This window comes from Desulfotruncus arcticus DSM 17038 (assembly GCF_900113335.1).
In the GTDB taxonomy this organism is placed as follows: Bacteria; Bacillota; Desulfotomaculia; order Desulfotomaculales; family Desulfallaceae; genus Desulfotruncus; species Desulfotruncus arcticus.
In genome coordinates this window covers 27,998-48,989 of record NZ_FOOX01000009.1, presented here as the reverse complement: position 1 = coordinate 48,989, position 20,992 = coordinate 27,998, and the positions used below count along the sequence as shown (strand labels likewise).

The 20,992-nt window shown below is 46.3% G+C and carries 19 protein-coding genes; 9 read left to right on the top strand and 10 right to left on the bottom strand.

Translation table 11 applies throughout. From position 1 onward, the window contains the following. Positions 1-132: 132 nt before the first annotated feature. From clpX to tig, 3 genes are all read right to left on the bottom strand, one after another. The gene (gene clpX, locus BM056_RS12735) at positions 133-1,383 is read right to left on the bottom strand and encodes an ATP-dependent Clp protease ATP-binding subunit ClpX (RefSeq protein WP_092471808.1); all 1,251 of its coding nucleotides are present in this window, start codon (positions 1,381-1,383) and stop codon (positions 133-135) included. Between the two features lie 14 nt (positions 1,384-1,397). Further along, on the bottom strand, positions 1,398-1,991 hold the full coding sequence (gene clpP / locus BM056_RS12730; protein WP_092471807.1) for an ATP-dependent Clp endopeptidase proteolytic subunit ClpP: 594 nt from the start codon (positions 1,989-1,991) through the stop codon (positions 1,398-1,400). 72 nt (positions 1,992-2,063) lie between these two features. Beyond that, positions 2,064-3,380: a trigger factor gene (gene tig / locus BM056_RS12725; RefSeq protein WP_092471806.1), complete on the bottom strand. Its 1,317-nt coding sequence runs from the start codon at positions 3,378-3,380 to the stop codon at positions 2,064-2,066. 538 nt (positions 3,381-3,918) lie between these two features. On the opposite strand from tig, the gene BM056_RS12720 reads away from it, so the two are divergent. The 3 genes from BM056_RS12720 (at position 3,919) to BM056_RS12710 (ending at position 7,033) form a co-directional block, all read left to right on the top strand. Then, positions 3,919-4,131 carry a biotin/lipoyl-containing protein gene (locus BM056_RS12720; protein ID WP_092471805.1) on the top strand — a complete coding sequence of 71 codons (213 nt, stop codon included), beginning with the start codon at positions 3,919-3,921 and terminating at the stop codon, positions 4,129-4,131. 548 nt (positions 4,132-4,679) lie between these two features. Beyond that, positions 4,680-5,861, top strand: coding sequence for an acetyl-CoA C-acetyltransferase (locus BM056_RS12715; protein WP_092471804.1), 1,182 nt, complete (start codon positions 4,680-4,682; stop codon positions 5,859-5,861). 29 nt (positions 5,862-5,890) lie between these two features. Further along, positions 5,891-7,033 (top strand): acyl-CoA dehydrogenase, encoded by a 1,143-nt coding sequence (locus tag BM056_RS12710; protein WP_092471803.1) that lies wholly within the window; start codon positions 5,891-5,893, stop codon positions 7,031-7,033. Between the two features lie 44 nt (positions 7,034-7,077). Here BM056_RS12710 and BM056_RS12705 read toward each other — a convergent pair whose 3' ends face one another. The 4 genes from BM056_RS12705 to BM056_RS12690 are packed head-to-tail and all read right to left on the bottom strand — an operon-like array spanning position 7,078 to position 11,458. After that, the gene (locus BM056_RS12705) at positions 7,078-7,272 is read right to left on the bottom strand and encodes a hypothetical protein (protein WP_092471802.1); all 195 of its coding nucleotides are present in this window, start codon (positions 7,270-7,272) and stop codon (positions 7,078-7,080) included. A gap of 10 nt (positions 7,273-7,282) precedes the next feature. Next, on the bottom strand, positions 7,283-8,521 hold the full coding sequence (locus BM056_RS12700; protein ID WP_165613509.1) for a Ger(x)C family spore germination protein: 1,239 nt from the start codon (positions 8,519-8,521) through the stop codon (positions 7,283-7,285). Next, positions 8,505-9,611, bottom strand: a complete 1,107-nt coding sequence (locus tag BM056_RS12695; protein WP_165613508.1) for a GerAB/ArcD/ProY family transporter — start codon at positions 9,609-9,611, stop codon at positions 8,505-8,507. The genes BM056_RS12700 and BM056_RS12695 overlap by 17 nt, the downstream gene beginning before the upstream one ends. Continuing rightward, positions 9,608-11,458, bottom strand: coding sequence for a spore germination protein (locus BM056_RS12690; RefSeq protein ID WP_238456450.1), 1,851 nt, complete (start codon positions 11,456-11,458; stop codon positions 9,608-9,610). The genes BM056_RS12695 and BM056_RS12690 overlap by 4 nt, the downstream gene beginning before the upstream one ends. Before the next feature lie 170 nt (positions 11,459-11,628). Between BM056_RS12690 and BM056_RS12685 the strand changes: the two genes are divergently transcribed. The 4 genes from BM056_RS12685 to BM056_RS12675 all read left to right on the top strand — a co-directional run bounded on the left by BM056_RS12685 (position 11,629) and on the right by BM056_RS12675 (position 14,302). After that, the gene (locus BM056_RS12685; protein WP_092471798.1) at positions 11,629-12,777 is read left to right on the top strand and encodes a mechanosensitive ion channel family protein; all 1,149 of its coding nucleotides are present in this window, start codon (positions 11,629-11,631) and stop codon (positions 12,775-12,777) included. 527 nt (positions 12,778-13,304) lie between these two features. Then, positions 13,305-13,478: a hypothetical protein gene (locus BM056_RS26240; protein WP_165613507.1), complete on the top strand. Its 174-nt coding sequence runs from the start codon at positions 13,305-13,307 to the stop codon at positions 13,476-13,478. A gap of 279 nt (positions 13,479-13,757) precedes the next feature. Next, positions 13,758-13,958 carry a hypothetical protein gene (locus BM056_RS12680; protein WP_092471797.1) on the top strand — a complete coding sequence of 67 codons (201 nt, stop codon included), beginning with the start codon at positions 13,758-13,760 and terminating at the stop codon, positions 13,956-13,958. Positions 13,959-14,131: 173 nt separating this feature from the next. Then, entirely contained in the window at positions 14,132-14,302 is a 171-nt protein-coding gene (locus BM056_RS12675; protein ID WP_092471796.1) for an aspartyl-phosphate phosphatase Spo0E family protein, read from the top strand. Positions 14,303-14,803: 501 nt separating this feature from the next. Here the strand turns inward: BM056_RS12675 and BM056_RS12670 are convergent. Continuing rightward, complete coding sequence (locus tag BM056_RS12670) at positions 14,804-16,234, bottom strand: vWA domain-containing protein (protein ID WP_092471795.1); 1,431 nt, start codon at positions 16,232-16,234, stop codon at positions 14,804-14,806. Between the two features lie 222 nt (positions 16,235-16,456). Between BM056_RS12670 and BM056_RS12665 the strand changes: the two genes are divergently transcribed. Next, a complete protein-coding gene (locus BM056_RS12665) occupies positions 16,457-17,110 on the top strand; it encodes a ferredoxin-like domain-containing protein (protein ID WP_092471794.1) in 654 nt (217 codons plus the stop codon). Between the two features lie 68 nt (positions 17,111-17,178). Here BM056_RS12665 and BM056_RS12660 read toward each other — a convergent pair whose 3' ends face one another. Continuing rightward, complete coding sequence (locus tag BM056_RS12660; RefSeq protein WP_092471793.1) at positions 17,179-18,024, bottom strand: zinc metalloprotease HtpX; 846 nt, start codon at positions 18,022-18,024, stop codon at positions 17,179-17,181. Between the two features lie 35 nt (positions 18,025-18,059). Beyond that, positions 18,060-18,455, bottom strand: a complete 396-nt coding sequence (locus tag BM056_RS12655) for a MerR family transcriptional regulator (protein ID WP_238456460.1) — start codon at positions 18,453-18,455, stop codon at positions 18,060-18,062. A 454-nt stretch (positions 18,456-18,909) separates the two neighbouring features. Here BM056_RS12655 and malQ point away from each other — a divergent pair, with 454 nt between their 5' ends. Continuing rightward, entirely contained in the window at positions 18,910-20,991 is a 2,082-nt protein-coding gene (malQ, locus tag BM056_RS12650; protein WP_092471791.1) for a 4-alpha-glucanotransferase, read from the top strand. Position 20,992 lies beyond the last annotated feature (1 nt).

Here is a 20,992-nt window from a genome sequence, read left to right as displayed (position 1 = left end):
GAAGTGCATCAGATAAATTTGCATGCTAGGGCTCAATTGCAGGAAATCTTTCTTAATCTTTTTAAGGAATTTAACAAATAACACAAACCGGTAATAAAAAGCCACCCCTGCGGGTGGCTTTTTATTCCTCGGTTAAGCTGATTCTTCTTTTTTCTTCTTACGTTCCATAGTTATAATAAGCGGTTTTTCCTTTTTCAAAATGGTATCCTTGGTAATTACACATTTGGCAATATCCTCGCGGGACGGGATATCGTACATAATTTCAAGCATAATATCTTCCAGGATGGAGCGCAGGCCACGGGCTCCTGTCTTGCGCCTTAATGCCTCCTGGGCAATGGTGATCAAACCGTCATGCTGGAATTCCAGGTTGACCCCGTCCAGGTCAAACAGCTTTTCGTACTGCTTCACCAGCGCGTTCCTGGGCTCGGTTAATATGCGCACCAGCGCATGCTCATCCAGCGCGTCCAGGGTTACAATGATTGGCAATCGGCCAACAAATTCCGGAATCAATCCATACTTTAATAAATCTTCCGGCAGTATCTGTGCCAAAATCTCACCAATGCGCTGTTCTTGTTTGGGCTTGATTTCAGCCCCAAAACCCATGACTTTCTGCCCGATACGGTTCTGAATAAGCTTTTCTATACCGTCAAAGGCCCCTCCGCAAATAAACAGTATATTGGTGGTATCCAGCTGAATGAATTCCTGGTGCGGGTGTTTACGACCGCCCTGGGGCGGTACACTGGCCACAGTTCCCTCAAGAATTTTCAGCAAAGCCTGTTGAACACCCTCACCTGAAACATCCCTGGTAATAGAGGGGTTTTCAGACTTACGGGCGATCTTGTCGATTTCATCAATATAAACTATACCCTTTTCGGCTTTTTCAACATCATAATCAGCAGCTTGGATTAGTTTCAGTAAAATGTTCTCTACGTCTTCACCCACATAACCGGCTTCGGTAAGCGATGTGGCATCGGCAATGGCGAAGGGCACATTAAGAAGCCTGGCCAGCGTCTGGGCCAGCAGTGTTTTCCCGCTGCCGGTCGGGCCCAGCATAACAATGTTGCTCTTTTGCAGTTCCACATCGTCAATTTTGCCGCCCAGGTTTATTCTTTTGTAATGGTTGTAAACAGCCACGGCCAATGCTTTTTTTGCGCTTTCCTGGCCAATAACATATTGATCCAGGATCGACTTTATTTCCTTAGGCTTGGGAACGTCGCCAAGGTCCAGACCGATATCCTCATTTAATTCCTCTTCTATGATTTCATTGCAAAGTTCAATGCATTCGTCGCAAATATAGACACCGGGCCCGGCCACTAGCTTTTTAACCTGATCTTGGAGCTTGCCGCAAAAGGAGCACTTCAGCTGACCTTTTTCATTAAACATAATTTACACCTCTTTTAGCTTTGCTTCGCCCGTACAAACACCTTATCTATAACGCCGTACTCTTTGGCCTCTTCAGCCGACATATAAAAATCACGTTCTGTATCCCGGGCGATGGTTTCCTTGGGCTGTCCGGTATGCTTCGCCAAAAGCTCATTGATAACGTCTTTAGTGCGCAAAATTTCTCTGGCTTGAATTTCTATATCCGTAGCCTGCCCCTGGGTGCCGCCAAGAGGCTGGTGAATCATAATCCTGGCGTAAGGCAGTGCAAACCTCTTGCCGGCGGCACCTGCCGTAAGCAAAAATGCACCCATGCTGGCTGCTTGCCCCAGACAGATAGTGGAAACATCCGGTTTTACATACTGCATGGTATCATATATTGCCATTCCGGCCGTAACCACGCCACCGGGGGAATTAATGTAAATATTGATATCTTTTTCCGGGTCTTCGGCTTCTAAAAATAAAAGCTGAGCTATTACAAGATTTGCCACGTTATCATCGATAGCGCCACCGATAAAAACAATTCTGTCCTTTAATAACCTTGAATATATGTCGTATGATCTTTCTCCCCGGTTTGTTTGTTCAACAACAATGGGAACAAGATAAGACACGAGATCTCCTCCTAACAATTATACAATCATGGTTACAGGATTATCACTATAAATAACCCCTTTGTGAATAACTTATTCTGCTTCCTCCGGGTTTGTTCCCTCAACAAGCTCGGCTTTTTCTGCAATAAATTCAATAGTTTTCTGCTGCTGCAGGCTGTCCCTTACATACTCCAACTGGTTTTGTCCTTCAAGTATTTTACGTAAAACCTCAGGCTCCTGCTGGTAATTTTCGGCCATTCTGGCTATTTCGTTTTGCAGATCCTCGTCACTGACCTCAATGTTTTCTTGTTTTGCTATAGTCTCCAGCACCAGAGTGGTTTTAACTCCCCTTGCTGCATCATCACGCAGGCTTTTCTTCAAATCGTCCAGATTGGAATTGGTATATTTAAAATAATTTTCCATGGTCATACCCTGCTGCATCAGCCGTCTTTCCATGTTTTCAATCATTTCTTCCAGCCTGGTTTCAATCATTTCATCCGGAATATCCACTTCCGCGTTTTCCACAGCTTTACTAACCGCTTCACCGTTTATTTGTTGTTGCGCCCTCTTTTCGGCCGCTTCCTTTAATTTATTCGATAAATCAGCCCTTAATTCCTCCAGTGTATCGAATTCGCTTACATCTTTGGCAAATTCATCATCAAGAGCAGCTGTTTCTTTACGTTTAATACCCTTAACCGTAACGGTAAACACCGCTTCCTGGCCTTTTAAGTCTTCATTGGGATAATCTTCGGGGAAAGTTACGGTAACCTCCCTGGTTTCGCCAATGGCGACACCTGCCAGTTGATCCTCAAAACCCGGCACAAAGGAGCCGGAGCCGATTTCCAGTGAATAATCGGTGCCCGCGCCTCCCTCAAATTCAACTCCGTCCTTGCGTCCCACAAAATCTATTAGCGCAATGTCAGCCTGTTGAACGGTTCCCTCCTCCAGGTTATTGAGGCGCGCATGTCTTTCCTGCAACTTCTTTAACTCGTTCTCGATGTCGTCACCGGTTACTTCTGAAACAGGTTTGGTTACCTGCAATCCGGTGTATTGGCCCAGCTTAACATCCGGTTTAACGCGAACGGTAGCCTTAAAGACCACCGGCTTACCTTCTTCAACCTGCACCAGATCAAGCTGAGGCTGGGAAACCGGTTCCACCCCTGTTGTTTTAACTGCTTTCATATAAGCATCAGGCACAACTAATTCAACTGCTTCGTTATAAAGGGTTGCTTTGCCGACGAAGTTTTCAAAAACCACCCGCGGTGTTTTCCCCTTGCGAAAGCCCGGTACCGTAACTTTTCCGACAAGCTTGCGGTATGCCTGATCCATGGCTTTAGTAAATTGTTCGGCATCGACCTCTACTTCAATTGTTACCTGGTTATTCTCCAACCGTTCCGCGGTTGCCTTCATTATAATGTGCTCCCCCTTTTAAGTTGTCATATGTAATGTTTTCCATCGCACAGTAATATTTTATCCAAAACCTTAATAATTACAATGCTATTCTACAATGACTTAAATATTTCCTTTTACTTTTGCTAAATAAAACCATAAAAACAAATAGCCGGTGTTATAACGCCGGCATCAAACTCTAATTGACGTTTAATTTTAACATGCTTTTGCCTTGACTGCAATAACTCACAGGCAAAAGTTTTTTACATTTCGAATTGACGTAACATTTGAAATATGTAATAATTTTCTCTAGTACATACGGTATACAAAAAAATATTTTTTTGGATGGCCGGAGATAGGGAGAGAGACAAGGGGGGAGAGGGGGCACTTTTTCAACCGGCAGTTGTGCCTTATCAGCTAAGATTATTTGCCTCGTTTTCAGGGAAGAATAACCTATGGGACAAGCCGGAAAATAGTATCAGGATATCCTAAGCTACCGGTCGTGTTGCATCTTACCGGCAGTTTAATTAAATCAAGAACAAATAAGGAGGTTACTCTTATGACTAATGTTGTATCACCAATGGTTGGAAAACTCGTATCTGTTGATGTTAAAGTGGGCGATGCGGTTAAAGCCAACGATGCCGTTGCTACCATCGAAGCCATGAAAATGATGGTTAAAATTTATGCTCCCGCTGATGGCACAGTTAAAGAAATTAATGCTGCTGCCGGCGATGTTGTTAATACCGACACTGTAATTATGACCCTCGAATAGCTCTGTTTTATCCGGCCTTTTATATGTGTTGATTAGGTTATTTATGTGGCCAATTTCCCCGCCAGCTTTACGGAGGAATGCGGCCTTTTAATTTTTTATAATAATTTACTGTTGCCGCGCATTTGCCGGGGCATTTTTTTGTTTACACCCAAGATAGCCACTGTCTACATTAAAGTACAGTAAACGCCTTTCATAGCCCGGTCATTAATCTCGTTAACCGCCGCTAAGACTCCCGCCTCTATAGGCGGGAGTTAAGCGGCGATAAACTCGAAATAAGTGCGACTAAGGTTCAGGTGGGGTCAAAACCCCACCTGAACCAAGTCTTCTTTATAAGATCAGCCCAATAAGCAGCAAGCGTTGGAACAAACACAATTTGGCGCATAAAATTGGCATGGTTTTTGCAGTAATACCGTGTTAAGACCGCGTTGAACATTAAAAATCAGTCTGATTTTACCCTATCTTATCCTTAAAAATTGTGCTTGAGGACAGGTGAATCTTATAATCAGATTTTCCTAAGGTCTAATCCAGCCTTAGAAAGGAGTAAAAAGATGCGTCAAACTGTTATAGTAAGCGCCGCCAGAACACCATTCGCCAAGCTTGGTGGTGCGCTTAAAACCATCACGGCGACAAAACTGGGCGGTATAACCATAGCTGAAGCAATAAAAAGAGCCGGTATTGAAGGCAATGACGTAGAAAATGTTATATTTGGCCAGGTTCTGCAAGGTGGCTGCGGGCAGATTCCATCCCGCCAGGCGACCCGTGAAGCCGGACTGCCCTGGGAAACCCCTTCCGAAACTATCAATAAAGTATGCGCCTCCGGCCTCCGCGCCGTAACCATTGGAGACCAAATTATCCGGGCGGGAGATGCCGACATAATCGTAGCCGGCGGCATGGAAAGCATGAGCAATGCCCCCTACTTTGTTAAAAACGCCCGCTGGGGCCTGCGTATGTTTGACACTAAATTTATTGACCTGATGGTAAACGACGGACTGTGGTGCTCATTCTATGACCGGCACATGGCAATTCACGGTGGCGAAGTCGCCAAAGAATATGGGGTTAGCCGGGAGGAACAGGATGAATGGGCACTGCGCAGCCAGCAATTGGCAGTTGCCGCCATTGACAGCGGGCGGCTGAAAGAAGAAATTGTTTCTGTAAATATTCCCCAAAAGAAAGGCGATCCCAAGGTAGTAGACACGGACGAAGGTCCCAGGCGCGATACCAGCATTGAAGCTTTGCGTAAACTGCCGCCTGTTTTCGATCCCAACAATACCGTAACGGCAGGCAACGCCCCCGGTGTTAACGACGGTGCAGGAGCCCTGGTGGTGATGTCCGACGAAAAAGCTTCCGAATTGGGCTTAAAGCCCATGGCCACTATTCTGGGGCACGCTTCAGTGTCACAGGACGCTAAATACATTGCCACCGTTCCCGGCTTATCAATTAATAAACTGCTTAAACAAAAAGATATGAACATCGACCAGATAGACTTGCTGGAAGTAAATGAAGCGTTCGCTGCAGTTGCACTGGTAAGCGGTAAAATCGCAGGCTGGAACCCCGACAGGGTTAATGTCAACGGCGGCGCAATTGCCTTTGGACACCCAATTGGGGCCAGTGGCGCCCGCATCCTGATGACTCTGGTATACGAACTCCGCCGGCGCGGTGGCGGCATCGGCGTGGCCGCAATCTGCAGCGGCGCCGCCCAGGGTGATGCAGTGATGGTCAGGGTGGAATAAAACCAGTTTAAAAGAAAGGAGTGCCTGCATTGCCTTATTTACTTACGGACGAGCAAAAAATGATGCGTGATATGGTTAGAAAACTTGCACAGAATGAAATTGCCCCTCTGGCTGCGGAAATCGACCGGGATCATAGATTCCCCAGGGAAAATATCGAAAAAATGGCCGAACTGGGCCTGATGGGCGTGCCAATTCCCGAGGAATACGGAGGAGCTGGCTGCGACTTCCTTTCCTACATCATCACCATTGAGGAGATATCACGGGCTTGTGCCTCAACCGGCGTTATTTTAGCAGTTCATACCTCGGTTGGCACTTTTCCCATATTGTACTTTGGCACCGAGGAGCAAAAACAAAAGTACATCCCAAAACTGGCCGGCGGAGAATATATCGGCGCTTTCGCACTTACCGAGCCAAACGCCGGCTCCGATCCAGCCAATCTTGCCACTACCGCCAGGCTGGAGGAGGACCACTACATTATCAACGGCAACAAGATCTTTATCTCTAACGGCGGAGAGGCCAGTGTGTATGTTACTTTCGTAACCACGGATAAAAGCAAGGGACACAAGGGCATTACCTGCCTACTGGTGGAAAAAGATACGCCAGGCTTTTCCATAGGCAAAACAGAGGAAAAAATGGGGCTGCACGGCGATATAACCACTGAATTGATTTTTGACAACGCCGTGGTTCCCAAAGAAAATCTTTTAGGAAAAGAAGGCGAAGGATTTAAAGTCGCTATGGCCCTACTGGACGGAGGACGTATCGGCATTGCTGCTCAAGGTCTGGGTATTGCCCAGGCGGCCTTCGATGTTGCCAAAGAATACGCCAAAGAAAGGGTGCAGTTTGGCAAGCCGATTGCCAGCTTCCAGGCTATCCAGTTTATGCTGGCAGACATGGCCACCCGCATAGATTGCGCCCGCATGCTGGTTTACAGGGCCGCCCGCATGCGCGATATGGGCCTGCCTTATAGCAAGGAGTCCTCAATGGCCAAGATGTACGCCACTGACACTGCCATGGAGGTTACCACCAACGCAGTACAAATCCTGGGTGGCTACGGTTACTGCCGGGAATATCCTGTTGAGCGCTATATGAGAGACGCCAAAATCACCCAGATATATGAAGGCACCAACCAAATACAAAGGATTGTAATATCCAAGCATGTGCTGAACAGCTAAAAGGAGGGGTATCCCCCTCCTTTGCTTATTTTGCCTGCGTCGCCTCACCCGTTGACTTTATCAACAAAGTAGGCGTAATAGATTATTAATGCCACCGGCGCCGCAAAAGTCAATCCTGCGGTAAAAAAAGCCCCCAGCGCACCGCGCAGGTTTTTTTCCTCTTTCCAAGCATACCACCCGTAACTGGCAATATGCAGAGATACCAGGCCAACCACTGTTAGAATCACTGCATAATACATATAACCACCCCTATTGAATAGGAACTATTTCATGTAGCAATCCGGCCCGGCGAACTTTGTAATCCACCTTGATATCGAAAGTCGCTTCCGGGTATTTTTCGTCCCAGTTGTAAGCCACCCATTCCGGCCAGGTTAAAAACAACTTTTTGGCGTGAAGACCGAACCCCAGAAAATCAGCTTTTAAATCCATACTTTTAACCATGGTTTCGTTAATATCTCTATATAAACTCTTTTCAACCGCGTCTTCGATAATATACAATCTGGCCGGGGTAATGTAATTTTCCCGGCTCTGTATACCAACCACCCCCCCCTCCATTTGGACATCAACGGCTATGTGCGGATAACCGTCTACAATTTGCACATTCACCTTTGGAGATTGGCGGGGCTTGACTTCAACAATAATATAATCATTCCGGTGTTCAGGATCAGGCACATCAATAAATGTTCGTTTCATAGTACCTTCAAAAATCTTCTGCACGCCAACCTGATTCCCGTTTAAGGTACCTACCATTTTTCCCTCTTTAAAGATAGCGGCTCCCATAAATTCCAGCTCACCGCCACCCTCACGGGGAATCTTTCCCGCCTGGTAAATACCATTTGCCTTGGGGGAATTGTTATTGTAAACGGGAGCTTCACGGTTAAGAGAGGCTAAGATGCCTAAAGGAGCAACACCGGGCATTTCGGATTTAATATAAAAATATTCAAAATTGTCAAAAGGTATAAACTCGGTATACCTCCAACCCCTCTGCAGCAATTCATAATATTTCCCCACGTTATCCTCAAGTTTGGGCACGCCCTTCGACAGGAAGTCTTCGGCCCCGCCCTCGCAAATGATTACATATGAGGTTCGGCGAAACTGGTGGAACCGGACCAGAGTATCCATATATTTTGTTAGGCCTTCTTCAGCCAGTGCCCGGGAAAAAACAACCCACTTGATGTGACTCAGGTCAGCCCGCCTGTCCACCACGGAGTCCAGCAGTTCCAGGGCGCTTAAAAAAGTCGGCGCCTCCATTGAAACTGTAAAAAAGCCCCCTCCGCCCCCTCCTCCCGAGGCGGGTTGGCCGCCACCACCGCCTGCGATATTCTTCGGCACTGCAACAACAGTGGTTATGGTAAGATTGTTTTGTTTGCCCTTGTCGAGCCCAATCGCCAGTACCCAGGCAATTTCATCGGGGTCATTGTAGTCATAGCAGCCGGGTATCAGCAAAAGAAGAAAACCGATTAATAAAAGACTAATTGCTCTTTTCATTAAGGCCGCCTCCCCCATCCCTGATTTTGGCAATTATCAGCAATAACAATACAACTATTACCAGCAGGCCTAAACTGTAACGGCTTAAATATTGGTGGGCCCAGTAGGTCACCTGGAGCGCATTTTGCGGAATAAACGCAATAACAACAGTTAACACCGTCGCTGCCAATACAAACGGGCGGTAATCTCTCAGCTTACAAATACGCGTTAACACCATAGCCGCGGCATAATAGGAAATGGAAAGAAAAATCATATTGCCAAAAACCCATAATGGTACAAACAGAACCTCCATTCTTTGTCCGAACCTGCCAATGTTGATGATTCTGGCCAGTTCAAAAGAAGGAAGCATTAATTCGGTCACGGGCGGGAAACTAAAAACCAAAATAGGAACTGCTGTAAATGCAAACAGGAAAAACCCCGCTATAAGCGTCCCCCCGATACCAATGGCCTTGATCCTACCGGCCGGTAAAAAGGGACAGATCAGACCCAACAATAAAATTTGCACATACTCCCCGGTAAAATTAAAGCTCCCCAGCAATAATTTCAGCGGACCGGGGCCAAGCAGCGGGTAAAGCGCGTCCCAGCGCCACATGGGGGTGGTTAAAACAATCAAAATCAGGGCTGTAACAACCATCACCGAGGCCAGAAACCTGGCGGTACGTGCTATAGCCTCAAGTCCCAGGTAGCTCACCACCATAGTTCCGGTGACAAATAAAGCGGTTACCAGGCTGATGGGCGTGTCTGTAAGGAACCCCGACACCACCCGCTCACTGATCCCCCGCAGGGTCATCCCTGCCCCAAGCAACAGCACAGCCAGATAAAAAAAAGCAAACAGCAGATTAATATACGGTCCCGCCAATCCCTCGCCAATTTCAACCAAATCCCGGCCCGGATACCGGTTAAGCAGAGCAACCAGCAGCAGCACGACGACAATGCCGGCAGCAGCGGTTAGCAGAGGAATCACCCATGAGGCATTCAAACCTTTTTGATAGTAAAAAACTGTATAGGTTAAAAAAATCTTGGCCGAAATAAAAATGAACAGTAACGTTATCGCTTCGGAAGCGCCAATAACAGGTTTAAAACGGCTCATTTGCCACCCCCGCCCCGCTTGCCGCCGCGCCGCAACCAGCTGCGGCTTTTTGGGGGCTGGCGCCGGGTTTTTAGCGGATCTAAATAATCCGGCCGGGTTTCCTGTTGCCATACCGGTCCACGCATGAAGTAATCCGTACCTTTAATGGTTACCGGCGCGGCCGGCGCCATAAAAGGTATCCCGAAAGACTTCAAGGTAACCATTACCCCCACATGAATATACACCCCAATCAGAATACCCATTAGACCCATAACTGAACCCAACAAAATATAAACAAACCGCAATAGCCTGATGGATAAAGAAAAAGAATAATTAGGTATCGCAAACGACCCCAAAGCCGTTACCGCCACCACAATGATCAGGATAGGGCTGACAATATTGGCCGATACTGCCGCCTGACCCAGAATTAAAGCCCCCACGATGCCCAGAGTAGTACCGACAGTACCTGGAATCCGAATACCTGCTTCCCGAATCAATTCAAAGGAGGTTTCCATCAGCAGAACCTCCACGATGGACGGAAACGGCACCTTCTCCCGGGCCCCGGTCATGGCCAGCAGCAGGTCTGTGGGGATGAATTCCGGGTGATAAGCAACGATAGCCACATAATGAGCCGGGAGCAGCAACGCCATAAACAGTCCCAGGTAGCGGATAATCCTGATAAAAGAGCCGGAGGGCCACCTGATGTAAGCGTCTTCGGGAGACTGCATTAGATTGAAAAAAGTACACGGCACCAGCATAACAAAAGGATTACCGTTTACAAAAATAGCCACCTTACCCTCTAATAAATTAGCTGCCACCCGGTCCGGCCGCTCGGTGGTAAGCACCTGAGGAACCGGAACACCGGGCGAATCCTCAATCATTTGCTCCACCAGACCGGGTTCGCTTAAATAATCCGCGCGAATTAATTCAAGCCTTCTTTTTACTTCTTTAACCAAATCCGGATTAACCACATCCGCCATATACATCACAGCACACTGCATTGGCCCGACAGCGCCGGCATTTACGTACTCAGTAACCAAAGCAGGGCGATAGATTATCTTGCGTACCAGCGTAGTATTGATTTTGATTAATTCGGTAAACCCTTCCTGGGGCCCCCGGATTACAGCCTCTACCTGGGGCTTACCCACGCTCCGGTACTGCCAGCCCTTGGTTTCAATCAGTATAGCCCGGTCAAAACCATCGATAATTAATGCGGTGTTGCCGTTTAGCACATCATTAACCACTTGTTCAAAGGTTTCAGCCTCAGCAACCTGGTTGCTGGGGAGTACCGCAGCTTTTATCCGCTCGATAAAGTCTTCATCAATTTTTTTAGCATCGGCTGCCCCCCCATCCGCACGAACATCTCTCAGCTCCGAAAGAAGCATCAGCGGCTGCAATACAGTGGTATTCTGCAATTGGGTATTGGTAATTCCGTCCAGGTATAGCAGCATGGCCCTGGTGGGAGGTTTAGTACCGATGGAGATAATTCTGAAAACAGGGTCCTTGTTCTCGGGCACACGAAAAATTTTCTCCAGCACCTGTTTATTATTATCCAAGCCCAGATAAAGCTTAACTTTATTGTTCATTATGTCATCAATAGCCTTGTTTTCCGCTATCTTATCGGCAAATCTTTTTTCAATAGCAGGGTTGGGCTTAACTCCACCACCTGATGATTTTCCTCCGTCCCGGGCATCTTGCCCCTGCCGACCACTGTTCTTTTGGCCAGCTGAGGATTCTTTGTCCGGCCATTTATTTTTATTCTTACCGGATTGCTTGCCATCTTCATCCATCCGGTCTTCTATCCCTGATTCAAAAAGAGACGGGATAGAATTTGGCTTCCTGTAAAGTAGATACTTCAACAACTCCACACCATCACCCCAGAGTCAGGCTTAAATTAATAAATTGAACAAAGCTCTTAAATTTGAATATTAGTAATACCCTGGCAGTTAGTGGTTTATGTGGATATATTAGATGTGTTATAATATCCTGCAAAAGTACCTTAGAGCGGGTGATAAAAATTATACAGGACCAACTCCAGATGACTACCGACCAGATCAGAAACTGGATAGCGACTCCGGCAAACATCCAAGCTTTACTGATCAATATTGGGCTATCAGCGGTAGTATTATTTACAACCTACTTAATTATCAAAATTTTGTCCTCAATCATAGACAGGGTGATAAAAGAAAGGAACATCAACGAAGAAAACACTGATAGCGAAACAGACAATCGTCTTATATCCGATAATTTAATCCGTTCAACCAGGGTTCTATTAAAAACACTGTTACTTTACGGAGGATATTTTTTTGCTGCTATTTTGATCCTTCAAATCTTTCAAGTAAAAGTTATTTCAGTTGACGACTTAAAAACCGCAGCCGTTAAAATTATTAAAATTGTAGGAGTTCTGGTAGGAGCCAGGCTTGCCGTTAATATCGGCCAGATAACGGTTAAACAAATTTTCGAACGTCATAAACTAAATGAACAACGGCGGGCCCAAACTCTTGAAGCACTGCTGCGCAATGTGCTTACCTATATAATTTTTTTTCTGGCCGCACTAATGATTATGGAAATTTTCAATGTCAACACCAGTGCCATCCTGGCCAGCGCAGGCATACTGGGTCTGGCCGTCGGATTCGGAGCACAGAACCTGGTTAAAGACATCATCAGCGGGTTTTTTATTCTATTCGAAGATCAATTTAGTGTTGGGGATTTCGTTGAAACCGCAGGAATCATCGGAACAGTGGAGGAAATCGGCCTGCGCACCTGCAAGATCCGGCAGTGGACGGGGCAGCTGCACATTATTCCCAACGGAGAAATAACCAGGGTGACCAACTACAACAGGGGACATATGATGGCTGTGGTAACTGTGGGAATTGCATACGAGGAAGACATTGACCGGGCCATCGAGGTGTTAAAACAGGAAAGCTATATCGCTTATAAAGATATCGAAACAATCTTGGATGAACCCCAGGTCCAAGGGGTGACTGAGCTTGCCGATTCCTCCGTTAATATCCGCACCGTTGCCCCAACTGCTCCCGGTGAGCAATGGGTTATTGAACGCGAGTTGCGGCGTCGTTTTAAATATGCACTGGACCGGGCCGGTATTGAAATCCCTTATCCCCGCCGGGTACTGTACCAGCGGGAAGAGGATATTCATATCCTGAAAGACCAACAATATGAAGGGTAGCAGGCATTGGCTCAACCCAGGTATACAGAATGAAATATACAATAAAACCGAAACCGGGGGCGGGTTAATTGCTTAACTCCAGCCCCCGGCTAATTATTTTCCGTTACCAACTTAAAAACCTCCTTAAGTTATTCTTCATCACTTCCTGTCTTCGGACAGGGTTTCCCGCTTTTCATCGGGTTCAACTTCGATTTTTTCCAGACCAATATCTCTCAGGATCTGGTCAATTAATTCTTTGGTCATTACCATACCTCACCTCCTTTTAAAAGTACCTAAGAAAAATGATATGCTTATTATAACTAAAATGTGTTAAAAATTAAATGAAAATTTGTAAAAAAGATATTAATTATAAGTTAACAATTATGTTAAACCATGGTATCGACCGTTCTTTGCAGTTAAAATTACCAAATCGGAGTGCCTCCACGAAACAACTAACCAGAAATTAACCTAAACTTTACATTAAAAGCTGTTGCTTTATTAATTACCTTTGTGTATAATATGCATAATATAAGCGCGGAGGTGGTTTTATGAAACTCAATACGGCATATCGGTTAACCATTAACAGTGACGGAGAAAACAGGCAATACCACCTCTATTCCAGGTGGTTGGTCCAAGTTTACCTTCAAACTTATCAAAACCTGGGCAAGCAAATCAGCATTGAGCAACTAATCGACGGACTATGGCAACCTGCCAGCATCTAAAGCATAATGCATAATTTAATTTTTATACAAAATGACTATAAACGCCAGGCATGCTTTTCCAAAATATTATACAAACGCGCACGCTAATTGAATTTCAATATGTGCGTGTTTTTCTTTTCACGACTCAATTCTATTTTACATAATATATTATTATAACTTAGCCCGGGCAGTCTTTTCCCGACCCCTGCCGGAATCACTGTCACAAACCAAGGTAAGATAATCAAGTTACGCTTATAAATGGCAGAGCCTGACCCCCTATTATATTCGGAGGTGTCATTTTTGGCTATAATTACACTGGAGATTCCCAGAAAAAAAACCGGAGAAGAAGTAGTAAAAAAGCTATTAAGCAAACCAGGTATTGAACAGGTGGATATTATTGGGGATAAAGTTAAAATCAGATATGACCCATTTAGCATATTACCGTTCAGCATTGAAAGGTGGGTCAGAGAAACCAAAGTTTTCCCCTTTTACTTTGGCTGAAAAAAGAAGTAATTGTCCCCTTGCGGGGCATTCATCATGTAATTATACCAAACATACGTTTTGGCTTGAAGGGATAATAAAAACTCCGGTATTTTGGATAATAAATACAAATTTTTGTAATTGTATTTAACTATTTGTAATAATATGTTATTATTGCACTCGGGTGATTTTCTTTGAATCTTTTAAATTGGGGAAGGCTTTTAGTACAAATAGAGCTTGAAAGGCGTAAGCTTTATGAGGTATCAAAAAACGACCCGGCCAATTTTAAAAAACTGCTTCAGGTGAGCCAGCAACTGGATGAGTTGATTAATAAGTATCAGCGGGAAGTAAAAGCGGCTTTATAATAAAGAAGACTTGGTTCAGGCGGGGTTTTGACCCCACCTGAACCTTAGTCGCACTTATTTCGAGTTTATCGCCGCTAAGACTCCCGCCTGTAGAGGCGGGAGTCTTAGCGGCGGTTAACGAGATAAAAAGACTCCGGCACCTGGCCAGGGGCTCAATAAGTAGTTTTACCGATTAATCGATACTTAATTTTTATGGAAAAACAGCAATAAAGGAATACATATAAAACCTCAGCCATATGATGTAGTAGGCGCCACATCGTCTATGGAAGGAGGTGATTATATGCTTGCCTTTTTGCTGCTTTCCTTTCCACCACTTTTAATGTTAATCAAATTCCGGTGGAAAATAACTTTTGGCTTTGTAATCTCGTACCCGTAATTAAACCCTAAACTAACTATATGACACAGTATTCTCAAAGATGACAGTTCTATAATATTTTAAATTGTCAAAACTTTCATTGATGTTTATAAGCCCTGCCCTTATCGGCAGGGCTTGGTTTGTTTTTACAGTCGTTTCATCGAGCGTTCCAGCTGTGACAACGTGTTGCTCTCCAGCAACCTAACCGTTTGCCCCAAAAGCTCCACGGTACGGACATCCTGCCACTCTCTGTGGGGAAGCGTATTCAACCACAGAACATCCTTAACGCGCTTTTTTATTTCTCCCAGCAACAAAGCAGTGTTCTCAGGCTCCAGAGTCTTGGTGTCGCTCACGATAATAAAAAAAGTGTTTCTGGTTAGCAGGTGCTGGTAATTGGTCGTAAATGTACGCAGGGAAGCCGCAAGATTGGTGGTTTTGCCCCACTGGCCGCTTTCCGACATCACTACGGACATTGTCTGCGCAAAGCCCAGGCGCCTTGCGAGTTGTGGCGTGATTCTTTCCAGATCTTCGGAGAATATAAATGTTTCAATATCCTTGACCACATCGGTAAGGCCGTAAATAAACTGAATGATCAAGCGGGCGTAACGGGCCATCGAAGCGGATACGTCACATACTAAAACAAGCCTTGGTTTTTGCACCCGCTTGCTTCTGTAACGAAGATACAATGGGATACCTCCATATTGGATGCTGCCGCGCACAGTGCGCCTGATATCAATGGCCTGTTTTTTTCTGCTGCCCCGGTAACGGCGTGATAATCCGGTGGCAAGGCGGCGGGCCATTTTTTTCAGCAGCACGGTGACCGCCGGCATATCCTGCTCGCCTATTGCCCGCATATCCTTTTCCAAAAGTGACTCCTCTGGTTCCCGTACCAGGTCCCGGGCCACCGACCTGATTACTTCATCCGCCTCCTGGTCACCATAATAACCAACATCATAATTCGGCCGGGTTTCCCCTTGCTCATCTTCCTTCTTGTTTAAATGATAACGCCAGTAATCCAGTGATGACTCCACTACCTGGGCAATTAAGTTGGAAGGGTCGTTTACTGGGTTCCCCCGGTAACTTTCCAATAAACTGCGGATTCTATTGCGCTCATTTTCCGGCAAGCGGGTATAGGTTTCCAACTGTTGTTCGGTAAGCTTAATCTGCTCGGCAGCCCCCCCGGCCCATTCTCCTCCGCTGCGTGAAACACCAGCCATAATCTCTTCTTCTGAACTTTGCATTAACTGTTCCAATTCCACAGCCTCTTCCGCCTCCTGCCGGCGCCACTGCTCCTTAACTTCGTCAGGTGCGAAAAACCTGTCAAAAGCGAGATCAAACACCCTGGCGTCTCGCTGCTTTTTTACCAGTGTGGCCCTCAGCGCCAAGCGAAACTGTTTCCGGTCCAAAACATCCACTGCTGCCAGCGCTCTGATGGCATCGCTCAGTTCCGAGGTTCCAGTGTTCAGACCCAAACTGCGCAGCACGGCTATAAATTTGGACAATCGTTCAAAGAACGCGACAGGGCTAATATTATTCCCTGTATAAACTGTTCCCATTTTGCTCATATCATCACCCATTACTTTTTATCTTCACACAGCCTGTAAGACCCCGCCCTCTTCGGTCGGGGATTAACAGGCTGTAAGCTCGAAATAAGTGCGACTAAGGTTCAGTTGGGGTCAAAACCCCAACTGAACCAAGTCTTCTTTATTATACAAGGAAAAACCGCTCCTGATATGGAATATAACACAGATAGTTATTAATTGAAATTAAAACCTTTATATTGTCAGGAGGAAGTAATAATGAATGACGCACCCAGGGGAGCTTTTATCCAAAGAGATAAAAAGACTTACGCCATAGTACCCAGGTCACCCATGGGCCTGGTAACACCTGATATTCTGGAAAATGTCGCCCGCGTAGCCCGTAAGCATAACATACCGGTGATTAAAATCACCTCAGGCCAACGGCTGGCCCTGGTGGGACTGGAACCGGAGTCTGTCGAGGAAGTCTGGCGGGACCTGGGCATAGATGTCGGCCCGGCAGTGGGTCTATGCGTTCATTATGTTCAGGCTTGCCCCGGCACTACTTTGTGCAAATATGGAATTCAGGACTCGCTTGCCCTGGCCGGAGAGCTGGAAAAATTATTTGTCAACATGGAAACGCCCGCCAAAACTAAAATCAGCGTGTCCGGTTGCCCCATGAACTGTTCAGAAGGATATGTACGAGACTTTGGGGTTTTCGGAAAAAAATCCGGCTGGACGGTGGTTATCGGCGGCAACTCTGGCGGAAGGCCCAGAATTGGTGATGTATTAGCGGAAAACCTCACCAGTGAGGAAGTTATCGCTCTCGCCCACAAATTCTTTGATTATTACAGGGCCAACGCTAAGAACAGAGAGAGAACAGCCCGGTTTGTGGACCGCACCGGCATCGAAGAGATTAAAAAAGCCCTGCTGTAAAAAAAAGAGACTGTCGGCTTTACGCCGTAAACAGTCTCTTTTTTTACAAAACATCCAAGTTTTCACGCCTAAAATTTTATACTGCGCAGTTTGTTGACCCTTTCCTGAATAGGCGGGTGAGTACTGAACAGTTTAGCCAGAGACGCGCCTGACAGCGGGTTGACAATGAAAAGGTGGGACGCAGCAGGATTTACCTGCATGGGAATGCGGTGAGCAGCCGATTCCAGTTTCAACAGTGCGTTGGCCAATCCGTCCGGGGACCCGGCCAGACGCGCGCCGGTGGCGTCCGCCGAGTATTCCCTGGAACGGGAAATGGCCATCTGGATAATCATAGCGGCAATTGGAGCTATGATAGCCATCGCCAGACCACCTATGAGTCCGGCGCCGCCCTCATCGTCATCTCCCCTGCCCATCCCGAATATAGCCGCCCATTGAAAAGCGCTGGCCATCATGGATATGGCACCGGCAATGGTAGCCGCAACCGTTCCGATAAGCACATCCCTATTCTTGATGTGGGCCAGTTCATGCGCCAGCACACCCTCAACTTCGGAACGGTTCAACAGACGCATAATCCCTTCAGTGACAGCCACAGCGGAATGGGCCGGGTTACGTCCGGTAGCAAAAGCATTGGGCTGATCCGACGGAGTTACAAATAATTTGGGCATAGGAATTCCGGCCCGATTTGATAATCTTCCGACTATGGCATAAAGGTCGGGAGCCTCAGCCTCGGATACCGGGTAAGAGCGAGTCATTTTAATGGCAATTTTATCACTGTAAAAGTAACTGAAGAAGTTTAGCGCCATGGCAATAAAGAAAAACATCACTGCGCCCGACTGTCCGAACAGCGCGTTCCCCATCAACACCAGCAAAACAGATAAACCGCCCATCAACAGCCATACTTTTAATGTATTCATCTTTTGACCAACCTCCCTTTCTATAAACTATTGGATTACAGACTTGATGTTACTTCGTTAAGATAAACCAGCAGAGATTGAACCAGCGTAATACCCTGCACCATAATTTTATTTCTTATCTGCACCGCTTGATTGGCGTCAAGACTTGCGGCCGCAGCCGGCTGCAGCTGAGCTAACTGGGATTCAATTTGCTTAAACTGCTTCTTTAGAAGGTCAATAGTTACTGAGCAATTACCATTGCCACTATCATGAGAAAGTGATGGTTCTTCATTGAGCTGGCTTAAATGCAACTTTATTTCTTCCAGGGTTAATCTGTTTGTTTTTAATACTTCAATAATCTTAAGCTGCAGCAGCGATTTATCTGTATAAAACCTGTAATTACTCTCAGACCGAACCGGTTCAAGCAAACCAAGGTTGGTGTAATAGTCTATCGTCCGTTTACTGACCCCTGCCAGCCGGGCAATTTCGCCAATCCTATATTTATTTAACTCCCCAATTTACATCACCCCACCAGTATTATTATAACCCACAACAACAATACTGTACAGTTCAACGTTACACTGTTTTTGTCAGTTTATGTTAAAATTAAAAATTATATTACCTGGCACCTTGTTGTTGTGTGACGGCCAGGGCCAACCGTCCCCACGAAACTTTAGCTATGAAACAGCAGCTTATTCAGATAAAATTAATCCATCAGTCGTTCCCAGCATTAGTATTTGCTTAAAAACCCGCGGCCTCACATATAATAATCCGTGTAATAAAGGAGTCAGAATGATAAAACAGTTTATCGTTTCGAAGTATTATGAATTCTGACTACTGAACTCTGAATACCTGAATAGCAACAATCCGTGTGACACCCGAAACAGTTAAAAGAGGTTGATAAAAATGGATTATCAACAATATTATAGCCTGCAACAGCTGGCATCACTATATAACATAAAAACAAAATACACCGCTGCAGGGGGCGCTTGCCGGGAAACCGAGCCACATAACCTGCTGGCGATATTGCACGCACTGGGGGTTAAAATAGAAAGCCCCCATGACCTAAAAGAGGCGCTGCACCATAGAAAGCAAGAGCTATGGCGGCGCTGCTGCGAGCCTGTAGTGGCTGTCTGTCAAGGGTCCCCGGGCTTCATTGAGCTGCGCTTGCCGGCCGGAACTGCCGGTTGCGTGGAATTGGCTTGTCATTTGGAAAACGGCGAACTGCACCGGTGGAACTGTGGCCTGGATCAATTTGCCGCGCAGGCAACAAAAGTGGACGGTGTAAATTATATTACCAGATTCATACCCATACCCAAAGCACTGCCCGCAGGCTATCACCGCTGCACTTTAAATCTCCCCCACAGCACACATCAATTATTGCTCATAGTGACGCCGCCTAAAGCATATTTTCCATTAGAAATGAAAGCCAAGCGCAGCTGGGGAACATTCATGCCACTATACGCGCTTCGCTCGGAGGATAATTGGGGCGCCGGTGATTTTGGGGACCTTGAAAATATACTGAAGTGGACAGGTGACCTTGGCGGCAGCTTTGTTGGGACCCTCCCCCTATTGGCCTCTTTTTTAAATGAGCCTTTTGAACCAAGCCCGTACTCGCCGGCCAGCCGGTTATTTTGGAATGAGTTTTACCTGAACATAAACCGGGTGGCTGAATTAAAACATTGTCCCTCAGCGCTAGATTTGCTTAATTCCCGGGCTTTTAACAAGCGGCTGGCGGAGCTGCGCGCCAGCCGCTTGGTGGATTACCGGCACATTATGAGTCTTAAACGAAACCTGCTGGAGCTATTATCCGAATGCCTTGCGAATTCGGACTCCTCCCGGCATGACGAACTATGCCGGTGGACTGAGGCTAATCCCGAAGTAAAACGTTACGCCAGATTCCGGGCAGCCATGGAAAAAAGGAACGCCCCGTGGCAGCAGTGGCCGGACAGTATGCGCAGCGGGAAGCTCCGGGAAGAAGACTGTGACCCCAAAGCAGAACGATATCACCTTTACGTTCAGTGGCTGGCCCATAACCAACTGCAATCGGCAGCCGCGCAAGCCAATAAAGAATGGCCCGGACTGTACCTGGACCTGCCCCTGGGAGTTCACCCGGCGGGTTATGATGTCTGGAGCAGGCAAAATCTTTTTGTGCTTAATGCCAGCTGCGGAGCTCCACCCGACCTGCTTAATTCAGGGGGACAAAACTGGGATTTTCCTCCCTTGCACCCGGAACAAATCCGGCAGCAGCATTATGACTATTTTATTGACGTATTGCGCCATCACATGAAACAGGCCCATATTCTGCGGATTGATCATGTAATGGGGTTTCACCGCTTATTTTGGATCCCCGCCGGCCAAACAGCGAAAAACGGTGTTTATGTAGGCTACAATGCTAAAGAATTTTATGCTATTTTAACACTGGAATCGAACAGGCAAAAAACCGTCCTGGTGGGCGAAGATCTGGGTTTAGTCCCGGACACCGTTAGGAAAGATATGAAAAAGAAAAAAATTTTACGCATGTTCGTTTTGCCGTTTGAACTAAAGCGTTCAGGCAGGCAATTAAAACCAAACCAGGCGCCCGCCGGCTCGCTGGCCTGCCTGAATACACATGACATGCAGCCTTTTGCAGCTTTTTGGCGCGGCAGTAAAGCAGCAGATCGCACTGCCCTGATCAGATATTTTCACAACCGGAAACAAATTGGGGCCAGAAGAAAAAACATCAAAGGTGCTTTAACCTGCTGCCTGAATTATTTGTCCTCCGGACCGGCGAAAATAATGTTAGTCAATCTGGAGGATTTATGGCTGGAAAAATCACCGCAAAATGTTCCCGGGACAACCGGCGGATATCCAAACTGGCGCCGTAAATTCCGCAAAAGTGTTGAGGAGTTCACTGTTTCGCCAAGGGTTAAAAGAATGCTTTTAAAAGTAAATAACCTGAGAAAAGGAATTAAACCCACCGCCCTGTTCCGTTACAAGGAGGAATAAC